The 18678-nt window shown below is 35.1% G+C and carries 20 protein-coding genes, 1 tRNA gene and 2 pseudogenes; 21 read left to right on the top strand and 2 right to left on the bottom strand.

Annotated elements, in window-relative coordinates:
• From JMI89_RS01870 to JMI89_RS01840, 7 genes are all read left to right on the top strand, one after another.
• A partial coding sequence (locus JMI89_RS01870; RefSeq protein ID WP_220679182.1) for a hypothetical protein occupies positions 1-465 on the top strand: 465 nt, incomplete at its 5' end.
• Positions 466-566: 101 nt separating this feature from the next.
• Positions 567-642, top strand: a tRNA-Lys gene (locus JMI89_RS01865).
• Between the two features lie 161 nt (positions 643-803).
• Positions 804-2030, top strand: coding sequence for an integrase domain-containing protein (locus JMI89_RS01860; RefSeq protein ID WP_220679181.1), 1227 nt, complete (start codon positions 804-806; stop codon positions 2028-2030).
• A 448-nt stretch (positions 2031-2478) separates the two neighbouring features.
• Positions 2479-3318 carry a hypothetical protein gene (locus JMI89_RS01855; RefSeq protein ID WP_187754870.1) on the top strand — a complete coding sequence of 280 codons (840 nt, stop codon included), beginning with the start codon at positions 2479-2481 and terminating at the stop codon, positions 3316-3318.
• Positions 3319-3420: 102 nt separating this feature from the next.
• Positions 3421-3603, top strand: coding sequence for an AlpA family transcriptional regulator (locus tag JMI89_RS01850; protein ID WP_187754871.1), 183 nt, complete (start codon positions 3421-3423; stop codon positions 3601-3603).
• A gap of 11 nt (positions 3604-3614) precedes the next feature.
• Positions 3615-3902: an AlpA family transcriptional regulator gene (locus JMI89_RS01845; RefSeq protein ID WP_065798220.1), complete on the top strand. Its 288-nt coding sequence runs from the start codon at positions 3615-3617 to the stop codon at positions 3900-3902.
• On the top strand, positions 3889-4428 hold the full coding sequence (locus tag JMI89_RS01840; protein WP_187754872.1) for a BRO family protein: 540 nt from the start codon (positions 3889-3891) through the stop codon (positions 4426-4428). The genes JMI89_RS01845 and JMI89_RS01840 overlap by 14 nt, the downstream gene beginning before the upstream one ends.
• 192 nt (positions 4429-4620) lie before the next feature.
• Here the strand turns inward: JMI89_RS01840 and JMI89_RS11835 are convergent, their stop codons facing one another.
• Positions 4621-4788, bottom strand: coding sequence for a YlcI/YnfO family protein (locus JMI89_RS11835; RefSeq protein ID WP_220679180.1), 168 nt, complete (start codon positions 4786-4788; stop codon positions 4621-4623).
• Positions 4789-4924: 136 nt separating this feature from the next.
• Here JMI89_RS11835 and JMI89_RS01830 point away from each other — a divergent pair, with 136 nt between their 5' ends.
• The 13 genes and pseudogenes from JMI89_RS01830 to JMI89_RS01770 all read left to right on the top strand — a co-directional run bounded on the left by JMI89_RS01830 (position 4925) and on the right by JMI89_RS01770 (position 14864).
• On the top strand, positions 4925-5266 hold the full coding sequence (locus tag JMI89_RS01830) for a hypothetical protein (protein ID WP_220679179.1): 342 nt from the start codon (positions 4925-4927) through the stop codon (positions 5264-5266).
• Position 5267: 1 nt separating this feature from the next.
• Positions 5268-5483, top strand: a complete 216-nt coding sequence (locus tag JMI89_RS01825; RefSeq protein WP_220679178.1) for a host cell division inhibitor Icd-like protein — start codon at positions 5268-5270, stop codon at positions 5481-5483.
• A 2-nt stretch (positions 5484-5485) separates the two neighbouring features.
• Entirely contained in the window at positions 5486-5788 is a 303-nt protein-coding gene (locus JMI89_RS01820; RefSeq protein ID WP_220679177.1) for a hypothetical protein, read from the top strand.
• Positions 5785-6192: a hypothetical protein gene (locus JMI89_RS01815; protein ID WP_220679176.1), complete on the top strand. Its 408-nt coding sequence runs from the start codon at positions 5785-5787 to the stop codon at positions 6190-6192. Before JMI89_RS01820 ends, JMI89_RS01815 begins: the two co-directional genes overlap by 4 nt.
• Before the next feature lie 9 nt (positions 6193-6201).
• The gene (locus JMI89_RS01810) at positions 6202-8607 is read left to right on the top strand and encodes a phage/plasmid primase, P4 family (protein WP_220679175.1); all 2406 of its coding nucleotides are present in this window, start codon (positions 6202-6204) and stop codon (positions 8605-8607) included.
• A gap of 16 nt (positions 8608-8623) precedes the next feature.
• Entirely contained in the window at positions 8624-8887 is a 264-nt protein-coding gene (locus tag JMI89_RS01805) for a hypothetical protein (protein WP_220679174.1), read from the top strand.
• A 226-nt stretch (positions 8888-9113) separates the two neighbouring features.
• A complete protein-coding gene (locus JMI89_RS01800; protein ID WP_220679173.1) occupies positions 9114-10271 on the top strand; it encodes a phage major capsid protein in 1158 nt (385 codons plus the stop codon).
• Positions 10272-10303: 32 nt separating this feature from the next.
• A pseudogene (locus tag JMI89_RS12000) lies at positions 10304-10799 on the top strand (HK97 family phage prohead protease).
• A 62-nt stretch (positions 10800-10861) separates the two neighbouring features.
• Positions 10862-12064: pseudogene (locus JMI89_RS01790) on the top strand (phage portal protein).
• Positions 12057-12350, top strand: coding sequence for a head-tail connector protein (locus JMI89_RS01785; RefSeq protein WP_220679172.1), 294 nt, complete (start codon positions 12057-12059; stop codon positions 12348-12350). Before JMI89_RS01790 ends, JMI89_RS01785 begins: the two are co-directional and overlap by 8 nt.
• 7 nt (positions 12351-12357) lie before the next feature.
• On the top strand, positions 12358-12726 hold the full coding sequence (locus JMI89_RS01780; protein WP_220679171.1) for an HNH endonuclease signature motif containing protein: 369 nt from the start codon (positions 12358-12360) through the stop codon (positions 12724-12726).
• Between the two features lie 142 nt (positions 12727-12868).
• Entirely contained in the window at positions 12869-13213 is a 345-nt protein-coding gene (locus JMI89_RS01775; protein ID WP_065798208.1) for a phage terminase small subunit P27 family, read from the top strand.
• On the top strand, positions 13197-14864 hold the full coding sequence (locus JMI89_RS01770) for a terminase large subunit (protein ID WP_220679170.1): 1668 nt from the start codon (positions 13197-13199) through the stop codon (positions 14862-14864). The genes JMI89_RS01775 and JMI89_RS01770 overlap by 17 nt, the downstream gene beginning before the upstream one ends.
• Here the strand turns inward: JMI89_RS01770 and JMI89_RS01765 are convergent.
• Complete coding sequence (locus JMI89_RS01765) at positions 14859-15152, bottom strand: hypothetical protein (RefSeq protein ID WP_220679169.1); 294 nt, start codon at positions 15150-15152, stop codon at positions 14859-14861. The two genes, JMI89_RS01770 and JMI89_RS01765, sit on opposite strands and share 6 nt — an antisense overlap.
• Before the next feature lie 954 nt (positions 15153-16106).
• Here JMI89_RS01765 and JMI89_RS01760 point away from each other — a divergent pair.
• Entirely contained in the window at positions 16107-18674 is a 2568-nt protein-coding gene (locus JMI89_RS01760) for a type VI secretion system Vgr family protein (RefSeq protein ID WP_220679168.1), read from the top strand.
• Positions 18675-18678: the final 4 nt, after the last annotated feature.

Below are 18678 nucleotides of genomic sequence, written 5' to 3'. Positions count from 1 at the left end.
GGACTACAAGCCAAACCGGTTGATGAACAAGCCGCTTTTCGTCCGGATGAGACGGTGGGAGTGTTTTTTTATTACATACTGGCTTTACTTAATCATACGGATTTTATTAGTGCAAGGCAGCGTATCGGTAGCTGCGGTGCGGGTGAGGGTGAAGGTGCAATACCGGATGTTAAAAGACTTAAACGCGCCCTGAAAGCCCTGCATGCTATCCGCCACAGTGAAGGTCAGGACAAGCCAGACTATGCGTATCACAGTGATGCGTTATCTCAAACCGCCAGCCACTATTTAGGCAGTCCGGTTGTGATGGATGGCAGTGGTGGTGATAACGATGCGGAATCAGCTTTAGTGAGTCAGGTAAAACAGGCCACGGCGGACGACCAGCTGACGGATATTGCATCGCTCTATCTTAATGCCATTAAACTGCTAAATAATGTCGAATTTATGTTATGCCATATTAAAGACTAAATAATAATGTTTAGGCCTGAATATCAAAGGTGAAAATTGAATAATAATTTAGGTTGAATATTTACAGTAGATCCATTAGAATTAGCAGCGTTCGTTTAAGTGGGTTGTTAGCTCAGTCGGTAGAGCAGTTGACTCTTAATCAATTGGTCGCGGGTTCGATCCCCTCACAACCCACCACTCCTTAATTCATCCAAACTCAAAAACGTTCAAAAAACCTTTATATAACAAGCTTTATAGCTAATTTACTGTTTAACTAAGTTCAAGAAGATTTAGCGAAATTCAAACTTTTATGTTATATATTATGTTATACGCTCAAATATAACTTAAATTCGTATAACATGGTCAAGATTATAAAACCCCTAAATGATACTCAAATCAAGTCAGCCAAGCCAGAGGAAAAGGATTTTACTTTATCAGATGGCAATGGTTTATATTTATTAGTTAAGTCTAATGGCTCTAAAATTTGGCGGTTTAATTATATTAGTCCTGATTCAAAAAAACGTACATTAGTTAGCTTTGGTAGTTATCCAGAAATCACATTACTTAACGCAAGACAAAAAAGAGATGAATATCGTTCTTTGGTATCTCAAGGAGTAGATCCACAACAGCATAAACAATCTATACAAATCCAAACAAAAAAAGAGAAAGATAATACATTTTATAAAGTGGCTGAAAGATGGCTTGAACAACAGAACTCAAGAGATATCACTAGTGGAACAATTAGGCGAATAAAAAATTCATTTGTTAATTATATTTATCCTATCCTTGGCGATATACCCGTCTCACAGCTAAAGGCAAAAGATTTTATTGAAGCTTTAAAGCCTCTTGAATGTGCCGGTAAACTAGATACAGTTAAGAGGATATCACAGCGAATTAATAGAGTAATGACTTATGCTGTTAACAATGATCTGATTGAATATAATCCAACGGGTAAAATAGGGGCTGTGTTTAAAGTCGCCCATAAACAAAATATGCCCTCGTTACCTCCGTCAGAGTTACCAAGAGTTATGAAAGCTATTTCTTTGGCTAGTATTGAATTACAAACAAGATGCTTGATTGAGTGGCAACTACTTACCATAACAAGACCAATTGAGGCAGTATCTGCATTATGGAGCGAAATAGACCTAAAAAATGAATTATGGACGATACCTGCAGAGAAAATGAAAATGAGAAGAGATCATACTATTCCACTAAATAAACAGGCAATAAAGATAATTGAGATAATGAAGCCTATTAGTGGTCATGGTGAATATGTCTTTCCAACATTAAAAGCACCTTTCAATAAACATATGAATAAAGAAACAGTCAATACAGCATTAAAACGAATGGGCTTTAAAGGTGAGTTAGTTGCTCATGGCTTTAGGTCATTAGCATCTACAGCATTAAATGAACATGGCTTTGATTATGATTTGATTGAAGTCTCACTTGCCCACGTCGATAGGAATGCAGTGAGAGCAATTTACAACAGAGCAACCTACCTAGATAAACGTAGAGATATGATGCAATGGTGGGGGGATTTTGTAGAGCAAACTAGCCAAGGAAATATATCCTTGTCAGGTAGTTAATATTAAAACTATAAATTTAATTTTGTCATATTCACATATTTAAGCCAGTCAGTTAGACTGGTTTTTTATTGTCTCTTATATAAGAATTACTTTATATATATTTTTAATAACACTAACAACACTAATAACATAATATAATTGATTTATATATATTTTTTTTAGTGTTATTAAAAGATAATAATAACATATATGACATAAAATTATGCCATTAAATTGATTCCAAATTCGTGCAGTTTCCTAAATGAGATCCTTTCCTTTGGCTAGCTAAATTCCACTAAATAGTGGTATTTAAAATGCATGTAATTTTATCCAGTAGTGGTATAATTATATTCAAACTTATTTAATAGATTAAATTAGTTACGCCTAGGGTAGCTCCCGAACGTTCGTAACCCTAACGGACTGGCGTAACTTCACCGTTAGGGATTTTGTTTAAGGGAAGCAAATAGTAATGTCAAATAAATTGTTTCAATTGAAAAAATATTTATCTATTGATGATACGGCTAAATTATTAAGTATTTCTTTGGGAGAATCTATAACCAATAAAGATATATTAGACTTAATTTTAGATAATCATATTTCTCTTAAAGTTAAAGCTACCCATTCGAAAGTAAAAGCTATTCCATTATCAGTCTGTGAACCATTAGCAACCATGGGTAATCTCATTAAGATATATAAATCTGCAACTGATGACGAAATGATAGACGATGTAAAATGTGGTGAAAATTTTACTCGCAATATCAAATTAAAAGGGGATAAGCATTTTATTGTAGATTTAAGACTTAATGATTATTGGCTCTTTCCGATGATTGGGGGTAATAGATTAGCAATAGAAAACTATAAAAGAAAATTGAATGGTCAAAGCTCAATAGATTCTTTTGATGGTTATATTTATCTGAAGGGAGACAATGATTATTGCAAATTATATACATTAAAGAAAGAAAAAAATCTTATGGAACTAGTTAGCGAACATCTAGATTATGACATAAATAATTATATACCAGCTACAGAAATTAATAATGATATTGAGTTATTTATTGAGGCGGAAGAAATAAAGAAATTTGAACTATCATTATTAGATCATCCACAAGAAAAAAAACAAGATACAGAACCTACCAATCTTCAAATTGAGTTTATTAGAAATTTATTACTGTTGAAATATGGTGACAAAGCTATAGATAACCCAAGAAATTTTATTGAAAATAAGCGAAGTGAACTTGTAAAAGAATTTCAATTAAACGCCTTAAAATACCCGTCAGGTAAAATACTTGAAAGCTGGTTAAAAAAATAATTTCGGAATTTCCGAACTGATTTTGGATATTTCCAAAAACTAAAAAATTCTATCCTAAAATCCTCATTGTATTAAACATTATTAATTCAGTGAGGAAAAACAATGCAATTAAATACAATACAAAAATACTATTCCTTAGATGAACTAGCTTTAATGCTAGGCTGTTCAAAAAACACATTACGCTATAATCCTAAATTCCCTAAAGGTATTCAGTTATCAAAACGTCGAACTGTTTATGATATAACCGAAGTACAAGCCTACTTAGAAAGCAACCGAGTACAGTAAGGGGGCTTTCAATGACTTATTCAATCACTCCAGAACAACACAAAGCAACCAGAGATAAATACGGCATTCAATATGATCGTCTGGTTCGTGAAAATGAAAGATACAAAATTACTAGTATCGCCCGTTCTACTGCTTGGCAACTTGAGAAAGAGGGTAAATATCCATTAAGAAAATCGTTAGGTGCTAACTCTTGCGGTTGGTCATTAGTGGAATTACTTCACTGGATAGATAATCCGCCACCAGTAGAAAAGATTAATCAACCGACTAAACGCCGAGGATTTGCCAATGGGAGCTACTAAGATGATTGTTAAACAAGATGAATTAAGCGTAATTAAATTCGATGGTATCGAAGTGCGAATTATTACTCGATTGGGCGAACCGTGGTTTATAGCAGCTGATGTTTGCAAGGCTTTAGAAATTAAGAATGTTACTAACGCAATTAAAGCACTAGATAAAAATGAGAATACCCTATGTTTAATAAAGGGTATTAAATCGGAAGCTGGTAATCCTATTTTCAATATTGTTTCAGAATCAGGATTTTATAAGCTCATTTCACGAAGTAGAAAAGCAACTCAACAAGGAACATTTGCTTATAAATTTAGTAACTGGGTATTTGGTGAAGTCATTCCAACTATTCGCAAAACTGGTGCTTATGGTGTGCCTTGGGCTTTCTTGAATGATCATGCAAAACGTGAAAAAGAATATCGCATTGAATCAAGCAGAAGAGGACGTAATTTAGAAGCTTGCAAAAAATGGAAAGCTAATTTAACCGCAGAGGAAAGGGCATTATGGGCAAAATACCAACCCGAATTGGCTTTGATATAAATAAAAAAGGCAACCTGTCACAGTTGCCTCTATTCAATCACTCAAATCAATTAACAAGGAATTTTCAATGACAATAAAACTTACTAGATGCATTGAATTTGTGCCAAAGCGTCACGCATTTAAAGCACGTTTTTATAATAGCGCAGAGTTAATAAAGTGGGTAGATTTCGGAAGCGTTCGAAAGGATTTTAGTTATTTATTCAATCTCATTTTACAAGCAGTTTTGACCCAGCCTGAAAAAGATTCACCATCTTTCTTGGCTTGTTGGTTAATTTGTTCAAGTAGATCATCTTCAAAACGTAGATTTTTTTTAGTGCTGTTTGAACGGTCGAATTTATTTTTTTCTTTTTTTTCTTGCACTGGTACACCCCTGTGTGTTAAATTGCTTTTAAAAGGTACACCCCATTATAGATATGGAAACCTTAAAAAGCAATCCCCCGAAGTGCTCGCAACACTATCGAGGGATCTAACCATAAACACTAACCAAGGAAATGCTATGGCTAATAGTAATGATACCCTACACCCAGAAAATGGGCAACTTGACCTACCTAATTTACTTTCTGTCTTAAATCTCTATAAGTCGAATATTCCGACCTCTTACTTATTGCAAGCAAAGAATCATTTTGAAGAACTACAGCAATCTATTTTATGCGGATTCGGCGCGATTGGTAATTTAATGTTTTGGGCTTGTGAGAGTGAGGATTATACAGAGCAAAACTTAAAAAATGATATGCGCGATATTGGCTATTTATTAAAGCAACTAAAGGATGTAGCTTATTTTGCTTTGAATCAAATTAATCAATTAGATGCCGAATATAGCAATAAGGGAGGTAAATAGCATGCTTGAAATGAATTATAAAGCAAAAATTAGTCATGCAATTAAGCTATTTAAATTCTATGACCTTTCAACGGCTCAAGTAATCCAAACAACGGCAACAACCGAATGCCAAGCCAGAAAAAATTTAGGCAAGAAATCCTTGATATTTATCGCAAGAATCCGCTTATATTCAACTATGGAATATCAAAGCAGTAATTGCTACTTTGGGAGGTTATAGTTATGAATGAATTAAAAGATTTATTAAGACGTTATCAACCACCTAAATTTACAGGTAGAAGAGACTTAGATCTCAGTAAAGATACGCTAAATATAACTCAAACAAATATACGATATGGTATCAAATCTATAAGCAATCTTATGATTTTAGCTTTGGAAAACACAGAATATTCTGAACATGATTTTAAAGAAGATATGCGTCAATTAGCTTATTTAATTAATGATTTAATGAATTTACAACAATTTGCTTATGAACAAAATGAAGATATAAGTTACAAATTAGAGTTAATGAGGAAATCAAAATGAGTAAAGTAAAAAATTCTAGTTCAGATATAGAATTAATTTTTATTCACCATAATATTGTTGACATGAAAATGCGCATAATCGCTCAATTGTATCTTTTAACTCTATTAACTAGAAATGGCTCTTCATTTTTTATTCATAATAATATTCGTTTAGAACTCAATTTAAATCTTATAGTAAAAGCTTTAGAAGCAAATATTAAAAAAATATGTATTGAAAACTGGGGTGAAAAAGATGGTTTGAATAAAAGTTATATTCTTTTAAATGATATGTACAATGAAATAAATGGAGAAGCTAAAGAATTAACTGAATACGGTTATGAGCTATTAAATCTAATTTTTATCAAAGTTATCAATAGATTAAAACATATTGAAAATTTTCCAGAACAAATAACAACCTTACACTAAGGCGGTCGTATGAAAATTAAAGAATTAATACAGCTCGCCACAGGTAAATGGGATTATATCTTTCATTCATTAGGCATTGAAGTGGGCAACGGTAAGCATTGCCCATGCCCTATATGTGGTGGTAAAGATAGATTTAGATTTGATAATCAAAATGGACGAGGTACTTATATTTGTAATCAATGTGGTAGTGGTGACGGCTTAGAACTGATTAAGAACTATTACCATCATAGTACTAAAGAAGCATCAATCAAAGTGGCGGAATGTTTGAATCAGCCTAATCAGAGTAACCAAATACGAGAAAAAACCGTATTTAGAAAAAGAGATTCCGAACAGTTGCATAATAACAACATACCAGAAAATTCCGTATGTAAAAAAGTCGAATATTTACTCTCTAAAACAACATTAGGGCAATCTGAGTACCTCACCAAGAAAGGATTAATCTTTGACTTACCTTTACTGGATAACGAGCGTATTTTTGCGCCTATTCTGAATCTTCATAATGAATATACAGGCGCACAGTTTATCGAATCAGACGGCAGTAAGCACTCAATGAAAAGTTCAAGCAAAAAAGGGGCTTTTATTTTAGTCGGCTCAATTTTGAGCAAGCCAGAGGAGGTGTGTGTAAAATTGCTCGCACATAATGAAATTATTATCTGTGAGGGGGTGGCCACAGCGATATCGATAGCGGAATTCCGCCATCGGTCTCTTGTTATATCAGCTATTGACGCAGGTAATCTTATGCATGTCGCTAAGGCTATCCGTGAAATAAATTCTACTGCTGAAATCATCATAGCCGGTGATAATGATATTGACCAAAGCCCGAATAAGGGCTTAGCTAAAGCAATGGAAGCCGCTCAAGCAGTCAATGGCTATTACTCTATACCTGAAACGGATTTTAAAGCAGATTGGGATGATTATAGACAACAATTTGGACTTGAAAAAGCTAAGCAGGATTTTCACAAAAATATTAAAAAATCAATTAAAGAGAGTAAGGAGCGTTTTACCGAAGTTAAACAAAAGGCTGTTCCTGACTTATCACAAATGCAAGCTAGCCAGAAAGCTGATGTACTGATAGAGCATTATGATAATAATCTCGCCTTGGATATGCTTACAAATGAAGTCTATCTATATAAGGATAATGTTTGGCAAATGATTTCTGAAATGGATCTAAAGCGTGAATTAGTTCAATTGTTCAGACAATCAAATGCTCACTATTCTGAAAAAGGCATTAAATCGACCATTGACACCATGAAATTACAAATACCGTTGAAAGGAGATCAAGCCAGAAATTTAATAGGATTTAGAAATGGTATCTTTGATTTAAATGATCGTGCATTTAAACCCCATGCCAAAAGACATTGGTTACAGTCAATTAATAATGTTGATTATGTTGATAGTGTAACTAATGAAAACTTGGAACTTCATGCACCTAATTTTTATCAATGGCTATCTCGTTCAGCTAAAAAAGATAAGATAAAAATGGATGCGATAAAGGCAGCGCTATACATGATTTTAGCTAATCGTTATGACTGGCAATTGTTCATAGAGGTTACGGGCGCAGGTGGTAGCGGTAAAAGTGTTTTTGCTGAGATTGCCACCATGCTAGCAGGCAAGAATAATACTGTATCGGCTAATATGGAAGCCTTAGAAAAACCAAGGGAAAGATCGCTTATTGTTGGGCAATCATTGATCATCTTACCAGACCAAGCAAAATATATCGGTGAGGGTAACGGTATCAAGGCAATTACAGGGGGTGATGATGTAGCCATAGATGAAAAATATAAGAAACCTTATTCTGCCAAGATTCAGGGAGTTATATTAGCCATTAACAATAATCCAATGACATTTAGTAATGATGATGGAGGCATTTCCAGACGAAGAGTGATCTTTCACTTTGGCGAGCCTGTACCTGCTAACGAAAGAGATCCTAACCTTAAAGATAAAATTAGTGCAGAGTTATCCGTTATTATTCGACACCTCTTTAACTATTTTGAGGATGATAGCAAGGCTAAATCATTACTAATTAAGCAACAAAAATCATCAGAAGCTATCGAAGTTAAAAGATTGACTAATCCATTAATTGATTTTTGTAGTTATCTCTTTGCAACCGACAAACCAGATGGAATGATGATAGGTAAATACTCAACGCCAGTACAGTTTAAGCGATTTTTATATCATGCTTATATTACTTTCATCGAAAATAATAACTTAAAAAATCCGTTATCACTTCGTAAGTTTGTTAATGCACTACCTTCAGCAATGAAAGAGTATGATGTAGAAGTCATTATACGAGCTAGACAGAGTGAAGGGCGCAGAACAAACTTACACCTTGATTATGATAAATGTAATGACTGGTTTCCTGATGCTGCTTTAGATGTTGATAACGAACTTCATAACAGATTTACCCATAAATAATAAATAGGAGGCAATTATGCCAATTACACAACAAGACATTAAAGACCATAACGACTATTACGATATTACAAAATTTGTAGGAGATATGACAAACTCAGAATACAAAGAATTTCTAAATAAAGAAGCTTTTTTTTATGCAGATGCTCATGGCTTTGTTCGACATGTTTTATCGGATGAGCCAGTGGCAACAAATAAAGATCAGCTTGATTTATTGATTGAGCATTTAAAAAGCTATAGGGCTGCACTGGATAAAGCTCATCCAAAATATCATAAAGGTTAAATAGTTTTGTTCTGATGCTTTCAGGTGAATTTTATCTAACTAATTGAATTAACAATAGTATTTTGTTTTGTTAGACTGCTTTTTGGGTTAATATAAAAACCAATAATTAGCGCAGATATGGCAGTCTAAAACCAAAGCGCAGCACCTTTTATAGTTTAATCGCTATCACCTTTCAAAGCCTTTCATATCTCGCTGTAAATAACAAAAAATACAGGTAAATATAGATATGAAAAAACTTATTGAATTACGTCAATTAAAAGCGACCAAAGTTGCAGAAATGCGCTCAATGCTTGATAAAGCCGAGCAAGAAAATCGCAGTGTGACCCCAGAAGAAAAAACACAATTCGACACCATTAAGGCAAAAGTTGAAGAGTTAAACACCGAAATTACAAACTATGAAACTTTAGCAAATGAAGAGCGTAGCCTTGCGGATAAAGCAAACCCAGTTGATAAAAAACTCACTAATGAAGAATTACGTAATTATATCCGTACTGGTGAAAGCCGTTCATTATCGACTGGTGTGCCTGCTGATGGTGGTTATACGGTTATTCCAGAGTTAGATAATGAAATCATGCGCCAGTTATCGGATGAATCCGAAATGCGTGCTATCTGTACCGTCAAAAAAATTGGCTCAAATGAGTATAAAAAACTGGTATCGGTAGGTGGTGCAGTAGTTAATCATGGCGAAGAGGGAACAGCTCGGACAGAGACAGCTACCCCTAAACTTGAAGAAGTATCAATCAAATTATACCCAATTTATGCTTATCCTAAAACAACTCAAGAAATCTTAGACTTTAGTGATTTAGATGTTTTAAGTTGGCTAACTGATGAAATCAAGGATACTTTTGTCGAAACTGAGGAATTAGACCTAATCAGTGGTAACGGCACGAAAAGAGCTAAAGGTTTCCTTGCTTATCCGCAAGCAGTTAAATCAGATAAAGATCGTCCATTCGGTACACTTGAAAAAATGACAATTACCGCAATCACGGCCGATAGTTTGATTGATTTACTTTTCAAACTTAAAAAGAAATACCGTAAAAATGCTGTATGGGTAATGAACTCAAATACTGCAGCAACATTACAAAAACTTAAAAATGGTAATGGTGATTATATTTGGCGTGACGGATTAAAAGCAGGTGATCCTGATATGCTTTTAGGTAAACCTGTTCATTACTTAGAAAACATGAATGATACAGGCGCAGTCGTTGCCGTTGGTGATTTTAAAAGAGGTTACTACATTGTAGACCACGAAACAGGTATAAGAACTCGTCCAGATAATATTACAGAACCAGGATTCTATAAAGTTCACACTGATAAGTATTTAGGCGGTGGTTTGGTTGATTCTAATGCTATCAAGATCTTAGAACTATCAGCAAATAAATAATAATAGGGGCTATATGCCCCTTTGAGGTTGATATGGATAAGAAACAATATGAAATAAGAAGCACTGAGATATCACGAGATGATACTAAGCTTGTGGGTTATGTGGTTAAGTGGAATAGCCGATCACAGCTAATATGGGGTGAATTTTATGAGCAATTTTCGCCAAAAGCCTTTAGCCAATCATTAAGCAGAAAATCCTGATATCAGAGCTTTATTTGAACATGACCACAAAGCGCTATTAGGTCGGACTACATCTAACACATTAATTCTTAATGAGGATGATATCGGGCTAAGATTTGAGCTTACACCTCCCGACACACAATTAGGACGTGATTTACTCGTTAGTGTTGATCGTGGTGATATTCGCGGTATGTCGTTTGGTTTTATGGCCACTACTGAATCATGGGATTTTAATCAAGAGCCTTGTATCAGGACTGTAAATACTGCTGAACTATTCGAAGTAACTGTTACAAGTATGCCAGCCTACCAAGAAAGTGATATCCAAATCGCTAAACGCTCAATGCTTTAAGCTAAAGCTAAATTAAAACCAGATTTAAGCAAAGCATGGCTTGACCTTATGGAGTTATAAGCATGGGATTATTTAGCCGTAAGAAGAAAGAAAAGCGAAGTATGACGGTAGACGAGTTAATCTCTTATCTTGGCTTGCCTAATACCAATTCGGGAGAATATGTCTCACCCAGTTCTGCCGAGGCATTACCTGCCGTGATGAATGCGGTCACAGTAATTAGTGAAGCGGTTGCTTCTATGCCGTGTTATCTCTATAAGCTTAATAAAAAGGGCGAACGTGAACGAGTATCAACTCATCCGGTTGAATATTTGCTTAATGAAATGCCAAATACCAAGCAAACACCGTACCAATTTAAGCGGACTATGATGCGACATTGTTTATTAGGGGGTAATGCTTATGCGGTTATTCATTGGGGTAAAGACGGACGACCTAATGGACTTGAAAGCTTTCCACCTTATGCAGTTACCCCAAAACGATTAGGAAATGGACGTTATGCTTATTCGATTGTTGATGAGGACGGCAATGTCAAAAATTACTTACAAGATGAAGTATTACATTTGCGTTATGCAAGTGATGACGGTTTTATCGGGCGTTCACCTGTGACAATATGTCGTGAAGCTATAGGATTAGGACTTGCACAACAACGACATGGGTCATCGGTCATGAAAAATGGCTTAATGGCTAGTGGTTATGTTTCAATGGCTGAATGGATGGATGATGCAAAAGGTAAAAAAGCCTTAAACGCATTAGAACGCTACAAAGGTGCAAAGAACGCAGGTAAAACCCCAATTCTTGAGGGTGGCATGAAGTACGAGCAACTAGGTATGAGTAATCAAGATGCTGAGTGGTTGCAGAGCAGACGATTTACAATTGAGGATATCGCTTGAATATTCAATATTAGCCCAATGTTTATACAAGAATATTCGCATAGTTCATACAGTAACTTTTCAGAAGCAACACGCTCATTTTTAACATTAACGCTAAGGCCATGGCTAACTAACTTTGAACAACAATTAAAAGATGCCTTGATGATAGATGTTAGCGAAGATAAAAGCCGATATATAATTGAGTTTGATACATCCGATCTGATGCGCACCAGTCCGATAGATCGCTTTAACAGTTATAACATTGCGATTAAATCAGGGGTAATGAATCCCAATGAGGCAAGGTTAAAAGAGGGATTACAACCTTATGAGGGCGGTGAAGAGTTTAGTCAGGCATGGAAGCAAACCGTAGAAGTTAAAAAGGAAATCGACAATGAGTAACTTAATCACCTTGCGTGAAGTAAAAGAACATTGTCGTATTGATTATGATGATGAAGATACGCTATTACAATTATATATTGACGCTGCAATAGAAACTTGTCAAAAGCATATTGGGAAAAGATTTGATAATGACTTGGAATTTAAACCAGCAATTAAAGTAGGATGCTTATTATATATAGGCACATTATACGATAATAGGGAAACAGTAGCAGACTTAACGATCAAGGAAATACCGCATACTATTGATATGCTTTGGAGTGTTTACCGTGATCCTGCTATCTATTAGGTGAGTAATGCCAGTACAGCCTTTAAGACGTTGCTCATATCCTAACTGTCGTAACCGTGTTAAATCGGGACGATGTAACGAGCATAGAGCAGGTAAAGAACAGGATAAGGCAAGAGGAACCGCAGCACAGAGAGGATATAACCACAGATGGCAAATATATCGAGCTGAGTATCTCAAGCATAACCCATTATGCAAGATGTGTAAGGATAACGGATTACTAACTCCTGCTACCGTGATAGATCATATTAAACCGGTTGAGCATGGGCAAAGAGATCCTTTCTTTTGGCAAGCAAGTAATCATCAACCATTATGCCGTGATTGTCATAGCTATAAGACAAGAGTAATCGATAAACGAGGATTTGGGTCATCTTCATAATAAAGACAACTGATAGCAGTCCTCAGATATGATGAGTGGGTAGGGGGGAATGTTCAAAGAAATTCAAAAAGCTAAAAGACCACCCCCCTCCTCAAATTTTTACGCACGGTGATTTTTTAGAAAGTAGAGGAAAAACAAATAAATGAAAGCACCAAAATACTTAGATAAATTAGCCAAAGAGCAATGGAAACTTAGAGCCGACTACCTAGCACAGCGTGATGATATTCAGCCGGCCGATTGGACTAACTTAGAATTATATTGCGTTAATTATTCAATGTATCGCAAAGCTATGGAAGACATTGCTAAACGTGGTTTTTCAATCGTTAATTCACAAGGCACAGAAAGCCGTAATCCTGCATTAAGTGCTAAGTCAGAAGCTGAAAAAATTATGATTAAAATGGCTTCACTTCTTGGATTTGATCCAGTAAGCCGTCGAAAAAATCCTGTAGAAGCCGAAGAGGAAGACGAGCTTGACCGCTTGGCATAATTACGCGTTATCTGTTAAAAATGGGGATATTCCTGCTTGTAAACGCTTAAAACAAGCAATTAACCGCTATTTTATTGATTTAGACAACCCTAATTATTATTTTGATAGTGAGGTAGTCAGTAAGTTTGTTTCATTCTCAAAAGTCTGTCCTCACGTTAAAGGCCATCTAAGAGCTAAACCTATTGAGCTTGAGCCTTGGCAACAATTTTTATTCGCCAATTTGCTAGGATTTAAGCACGTTAAAACTGGACTTAGAAAGTATCGTAGTGCCTATGTACAAGTACCGAGAAAGAACGCTAAATCAACAACAGCGGCAATACTGGCTAACTGGTTTTTAGTGATGGAGAAAGGGCAACAAGATATCTATACTGCAGCCGTTAGTCGTGACCGAGCCCGAATCGTATTTGATGATGCTAGGCAAATGGCAATACTTAGCAAGCCAATAAAGAAAAGGGTCACTATTCAACAGCATAAAGTGATCAACCCTAAGCAAAATAGCCTATTACGACCTTTAGCATCAAAAGCAGCGACTATTGAGGGGACTAACCCTAGTTTATCCATTGTAGATGAATACCATTTACACCCCGATAACAGCGTATATTCAGCCCTTGAGCTTGGTATGGGAGCAAGACCTGAGGGCATTTTATTTGCTATCACTACCGCAGGTAGTAACACAATATCAGCGTGTAAACAGCATTATGATTATTGTTGCCAGATTCTAGAGGGTGATGAAGTTAACGAATCGCAATTAGTGCTTATTTACGAACTGGACGACGAAAATGAGATTGATAACCCTGATTTATGGATTAAAGCCAATCCTAATCTTGATATTTCGGTCGATAGGGTAGCATTAGAGGACACCATTAAGAAAGCAAGAGGTATACCCTCCCAGTGGGTTGAAATGCTCACTAAACGTTTTAATATTTGGTGTAATGGAGCCACACCTTGGGTGAATATAGGAAGTTGGGCAGAATGTAAGGCGGATTATATCGAAGATGATTTAAAAGGCTTAGATTGCTATGCCGGATTAGATTTATCATCCACCAGTGATATTACTAGCGTCTGTTATTCATTTCCGTTTGAAACAGAGGTTAGATTATTAACACGGCATTACATTCCTGAATTTCAAATTACTAACGTGGCCAACAAAAATAGGGAAATGTACCGTAAATGGGTTAATCAAGGATGGATACGGGTTACTAAAGGTGACTGTATCGATTATGACCAAATACGGGATGATATTTTAAAAGACAGTGAACAGTTTAATATTAAGCTGATTGGTTTTGATGTATGGAACGCCACGCAATTAAGAACCCAATTACAAAATATTGGCTTAGACGTTGAGCCGTTCCCACAAACTTATGCACGTTATAGCCCAACGTCAAAAACTGCCGAGGTTTTTATCAGCCGTAAACGCATTAATCACAATGGCGATCCTGTTCTTTCTTGGGCGGTTGGGAATGTAGTTATGGAAACCGATGCCAATGCCAACATTAAGCCCAATAAAAAGAAAGCAGCCAACAAGATTGATCCTGCGGTCGCTTTCCTAATGTCATTCGGTACTTACTTGCTTGAGTACGGCGAGGTCGATATCAACCTATCGGATGAACAAAAACAAGCGTTAGACGAATTTAAAGGGATTGAGTTATGATAATGATATCGTTGCTATTAGCGCCAAAAAAATTATAGATAAAATACTAATAAAAACAACTGCCCTAGTTATTTTATCGTCATCTTCTAGTATTATTTTTTTTATAGTTGGCACCGACCATACACACCATAGAAAAATATTAGTCCCAATGAGAGTAATCGCAGTATCATAAATTGGTTTTTTATCGTATAAGACTATACTAGCAACAGTAAATAAAATAAAAGGAGTTGCATTGTTTGCACTTTCAACCATTAATTCACAAAATTTAGTTATTCCTATTTTTTTCATTTTATCACCTTTTGATTTATAAAAATTTATTAAATACTACCATGTTATTAATAACATATAACACTATAATAACACGAGGTTAATTTATTGATTATTTTATATAAATTTTGTTAGTGTTGTTAGTGCTGTAAAATCGCAAAAATAAACTTTTCTTTTAATCTTTCAGTTAGTCATTGGTGAATATTACTAATAATTTGATAATGATTTTAATATATTAAAACGATTTTATGTTATATGATATGTTATACGGGAAAACATAAATTTAAGAATATGAATTTAAATCAATTGGTTAATTTAATAATCCGATCCCCTCACACCCCACCATTCCTTTAATTAAAATCAAATAATTATGACCTATTATTCTCACTTTACCTTTTTCGGCTATTTTCATTAAAGACGATAAATTACTTAATCAGAGATGCGTAATTAAAGCAAGTAGTACCAATTATGGTAGAAAACCATCTTTTTTGATCAAATCTGTCTATTTACATAGCGTGAAAGCACATATAATTAATTTCGGGTTTCTGTGGTTTTTGAACTTAGCTAATGCAAGATCTTTTATTAAAAAATATATATAGCCTTTTTGACTAGTCTTAAAATATTCATAACACTGTTATAAACAATAATGCTAAAGAAAATTTTGAGAAACTTCTTAATTTTATTTATAGCGTTAGATTGAATATGATCTATTTTTCTAAAATTCAAGACCACTTTGACTGTATTAAGTTAAATAAAATATATTATGTTTAATATTTACTTTTTCTTGGTAAGGATTAAGTGGTGATGTAACAAAGATACAGTGTAGTAGGTTGGTGTAAAATAAATACTTGCTTACAAGTTAACTATGAAAATTGATTTACTTTTATCTTTTGTGTGTATATTATTCAGATAATATATTTTATGTAACATCAACATAAAATATATTAGAAAGAATAATAATAAAGGGTAAATCAGATGGGAAATAACCACATTGATGAAAGTGTCAATTTACTTGATAAATTAGCCGGTTCAAATCAATATACCTTGTTTATTCCAGAATTAACTGCACCAATTTCCATTGTAACTATTCGAGGATATGAAAGGCTGAATGAACCTTGGTATTATGAAATCACTTTTACCTCACCTAATAAATCAATAACCGTTGATTCCATCCTCAGTCGCCGAGCAAGTTTATCTTTTCATCCTCCGTCACTTTCAGCAATCATTTCTCATCTTAGTTCACTTAATAAACCTGCTCAGCACAGAACGCTATATGGGATTATTACTGAGTTTTGTCAGTTATCTATCAGTAACGATGAGGTACGTTATGTTGTCATGCTTAAATCTCGTTTATCTTTACTCGGGCTACATCATTATAGTGCGATTTATCAAAATCAAAGTGTGGTGAATGTTGTTGAGAGTGTACTTCGTAAACATGGTTGGACAGGTATCGATTATCGACTTGAACTCAATGACGATTATCCTGCTAGAGAGTTAATTACCCAATGGGAAGAGAGTGATCTTGCTTTTATTCAGCGTATTTTAGCTGATGTTGGGATTTGGTTTCGATTTGAAAGTCATGAAAAACATCATTGTGATGTTCTGGTTATGAGCGACTATGAACAAGGTTATCATGATGCTGGGGCAATAATTTATCAAGCGCCAAGTGGTACACTTGATGGTGGTCGTTACTCTATATGGGATGTGATGTTACAAAGTAAAACTGTTGAATCATCTGTTAAAGTTAACGACTATAATTATCGTCAGGCAAGTAATAATATGCAGAGTGAAATAAATACGCAGCAAAAAGATGCGACAACACACGGCATAGATTATCTTTATGGTGAGCACTACAGAGAAAGTGGTAATATCGATCTTGTTGAAAGTGGTGCATGGTATGCCAAAATCCGTCATCAGGCAAAGCTTAGCGAACAAGTTATTATTATTGGTAAAACAAATGAATATCATTTATCGACTGGTCAACATATTTATATTGATGGTCATCCTTTAGCGAAAACTTTTACAGAAGGCTTTATTATTCTAAGTGTTGAAGGGCAAGGTGATAGAGCAAATAACTATGAAGCAAGGTTTACTGCAATACCTTTTGATGTATTAAAACCCTACAGACCGAACTCTATTCGTTGGCCTTGTGTATCCGGCACGGTTTCAGCTAGAATAACGAGTCCTGACCATGATACTTATGGTTATATAGACACTCAAGGGCGTTACCGCGTTAAATTTAATTTTGACTTAACCCATTGGCGAAATGGTGAAGAGAGTTTATGGGTCCGTCTTGCAACGCCCTATGCCGGTGAGACTTATGGCTTTCACTTTCCGTTAATTGATGGAACCGAAGTGGCTATTGCTTTTATGGATGGCAATCCTGATAGGCCGTATATTTCACATGCTATGCATGACATTAATCATCCTAACCATGTTACAACCGCAAACAAACACCGCAATGTCATTAGAACGCCGGCTAACAATAAATTGCGGATGGATGATCAGCGTGGACAGGAACATATTAAACTTGCGACCGAATATGGTAAAACACAGCTGAATTTAGGACACTTAGTTGATGATAAGAAGAAACAGCGTGGTGAAGGATTTGAGCTGCGAACAGATGAATATGGTGCTATTCGTGCTGGTAAAGGGCTATATATTAGCTCATATAAAAGAGCAGAAAAAACAGGTGTTAACAAAAAAACACTAGATGCAGATGAAACAATTACCTTGCTTAATACGGGTGTTAGTGTCTCTTATCGGCAATCAAAGCGCTCTGAAAGTCATTTAGCAGGTGAGTTGAAAGGGGTAAAGAGTTTCTCTACATTTGTCAATTACACCGCATCGGATCCAACAAATTTATCTTTTACTGAACCCAGTATGGTTATATCTAGTCCCAAAGGTATCGCTACGGTAACACCTGATAACATCTATCAATATGCCGAGCAGAATATCTTATTAACAAGCAAACAAGATACCAATATTGCTGCAAATAACTCCATGAATGTGAGTGCTGGGAATCTATATTCAGTGTTTGCTAAACAAGATATCAAACTTTTTAGTGGTGAAAGTAAGATACAGTTACAAGCACATAATGGTGATATTGAAGTGATTGCAGATAAGTCTCTTAAGATTGTTAGTAATCAAGATAAAATCGATATCAATGCTAACAAAGAAATTACTATCGCATGTGGTGGTGCTTATATTCGCATTGCTGATGGCAATATTGAACTTTATGCGCCAGGTATGGTAAAGCATGGTGCGCAAGGTTTTCCATTTTCTGGTCCTAAGTCAATGCAGCCAACCTTATATTCTTTTCCAAAACAGCAACCACTACCTCCTTGTGTTAAACAATTTGTTTTACTGGAAGAGGGGTCGAATAATCCAATTATTAATCGAGAATATCAGATTTTAAATAAAGATAACCACGTCCTTGCTGAAGGAAAAACTGATGCAGATGGTAGAACTGAGATAGTTAGTACGGGCTATGAGGAAGAAGAGGTTGTATTTAGATATAAATCAGATAACGAATTGTTATAAAACG

The sequence above is a fragment of the Frischella sp. Ac48 genome, from assembly GCF_019641635.1.
GTDB classification, from domain to species: domain Bacteria; phylum Pseudomonadota; class Gammaproteobacteria; order Enterobacterales; family Orbaceae; genus Frischella; species Frischella japonica.
The sequence above is the reverse complement of the archived record's forward strand: the minus strand, read 5'-3'. Positions and strand labels throughout refer to the sequence as shown.

Coding starts and splice junctions, on each gene's coding strand:
- JMI89_RS01860 (WP_220679181.1), top strand. CDS start 804: ATGGTCAAGATTATAAAACCCCTAAATGATACTCAAATCAAGTCAGCC.
- JMI89_RS01855 (WP_187754870.1), top strand. CDS start 2,479: ATGTCAAATAAATTGTTTCAATTGAAAAAATATTTATCTATTGATGAT.
- JMI89_RS01850 (WP_187754871.1), top strand. CDS start 3,421: ATGCAATTAAATACAATACAAAAATACTATTCCTTAGATGAACTAGCT.
- JMI89_RS01845 (WP_065798220.1), top strand. CDS start 3,615: ATGACTTATTCAATCACTCCAGAACAACACAAAGCAACCAGAGATAAA.
- JMI89_RS01840 (WP_187754872.1), top strand. CDS start 3,889: ATGGGAGCTACTAAGATGATTGTTAAACAAGATGAATTAAGCGTAATT.
- JMI89_RS01830 (WP_220679179.1), top strand. CDS start 4,925: ATGGCTAATAGTAATGATACCCTACACCCAGAAAATGGGCAACTTGAC.
- JMI89_RS01825 (WP_220679178.1), top strand. CDS start 5,268: ATGCTTGAAATGAATTATAAAGCAAAAATTAGTCATGCAATTAAGCTA.
- JMI89_RS01820 (WP_220679177.1), top strand. CDS start 5,486: ATGAATGAATTAAAAGATTTATTAAGACGTTATCAACCACCTAAATTT.
- JMI89_RS01815 (WP_220679176.1), top strand. CDS start 5,785: ATGAGTAAAGTAAAAAATTCTAGTTCAGATATAGAATTAATTTTTATT.
- JMI89_RS01810 (WP_220679175.1), top strand. CDS start 6,202: ATGAAAATTAAAGAATTAATACAGCTCGCCACAGGTAAATGGGATTAT.
- JMI89_RS01805 (WP_220679174.1), top strand. CDS start 8,624: ATGCCAATTACACAACAAGACATTAAAGACCATAACGACTATTACGAT.
- JMI89_RS01800 (WP_220679173.1), top strand. CDS start 9,114: ATGAAAAAACTTATTGAATTACGTCAATTAAAAGCGACCAAAGTTGCA.
- JMI89_RS01785 (WP_220679172.1), top strand. CDS start 12,057: ATGAGTAACTTAATCACCTTGCGTGAAGTAAAAGAACATTGTCGTATT.
- JMI89_RS01780 (WP_220679171.1), top strand. CDS start 12,358: ATGCCAGTACAGCCTTTAAGACGTTGCTCATATCCTAACTGTCGTAAC.
- JMI89_RS01775 (WP_065798208.1), top strand. CDS start 12,869: ATGAAAGCACCAAAATACTTAGATAAATTAGCCAAAGAGCAATGGAAA.
- JMI89_RS01765 (WP_220679169.1), bottom strand. CDS start 15,152: ATGAAAAAAATAGGAATAACTAAATTTTGTGAATTAATGGTTGAAAGT.
- JMI89_RS01760 (WP_220679168.1), top strand. CDS start 16,107: ATGGGAAATAACCACATTGATGAAAGTGTCAATTTACTTGATAAATTA.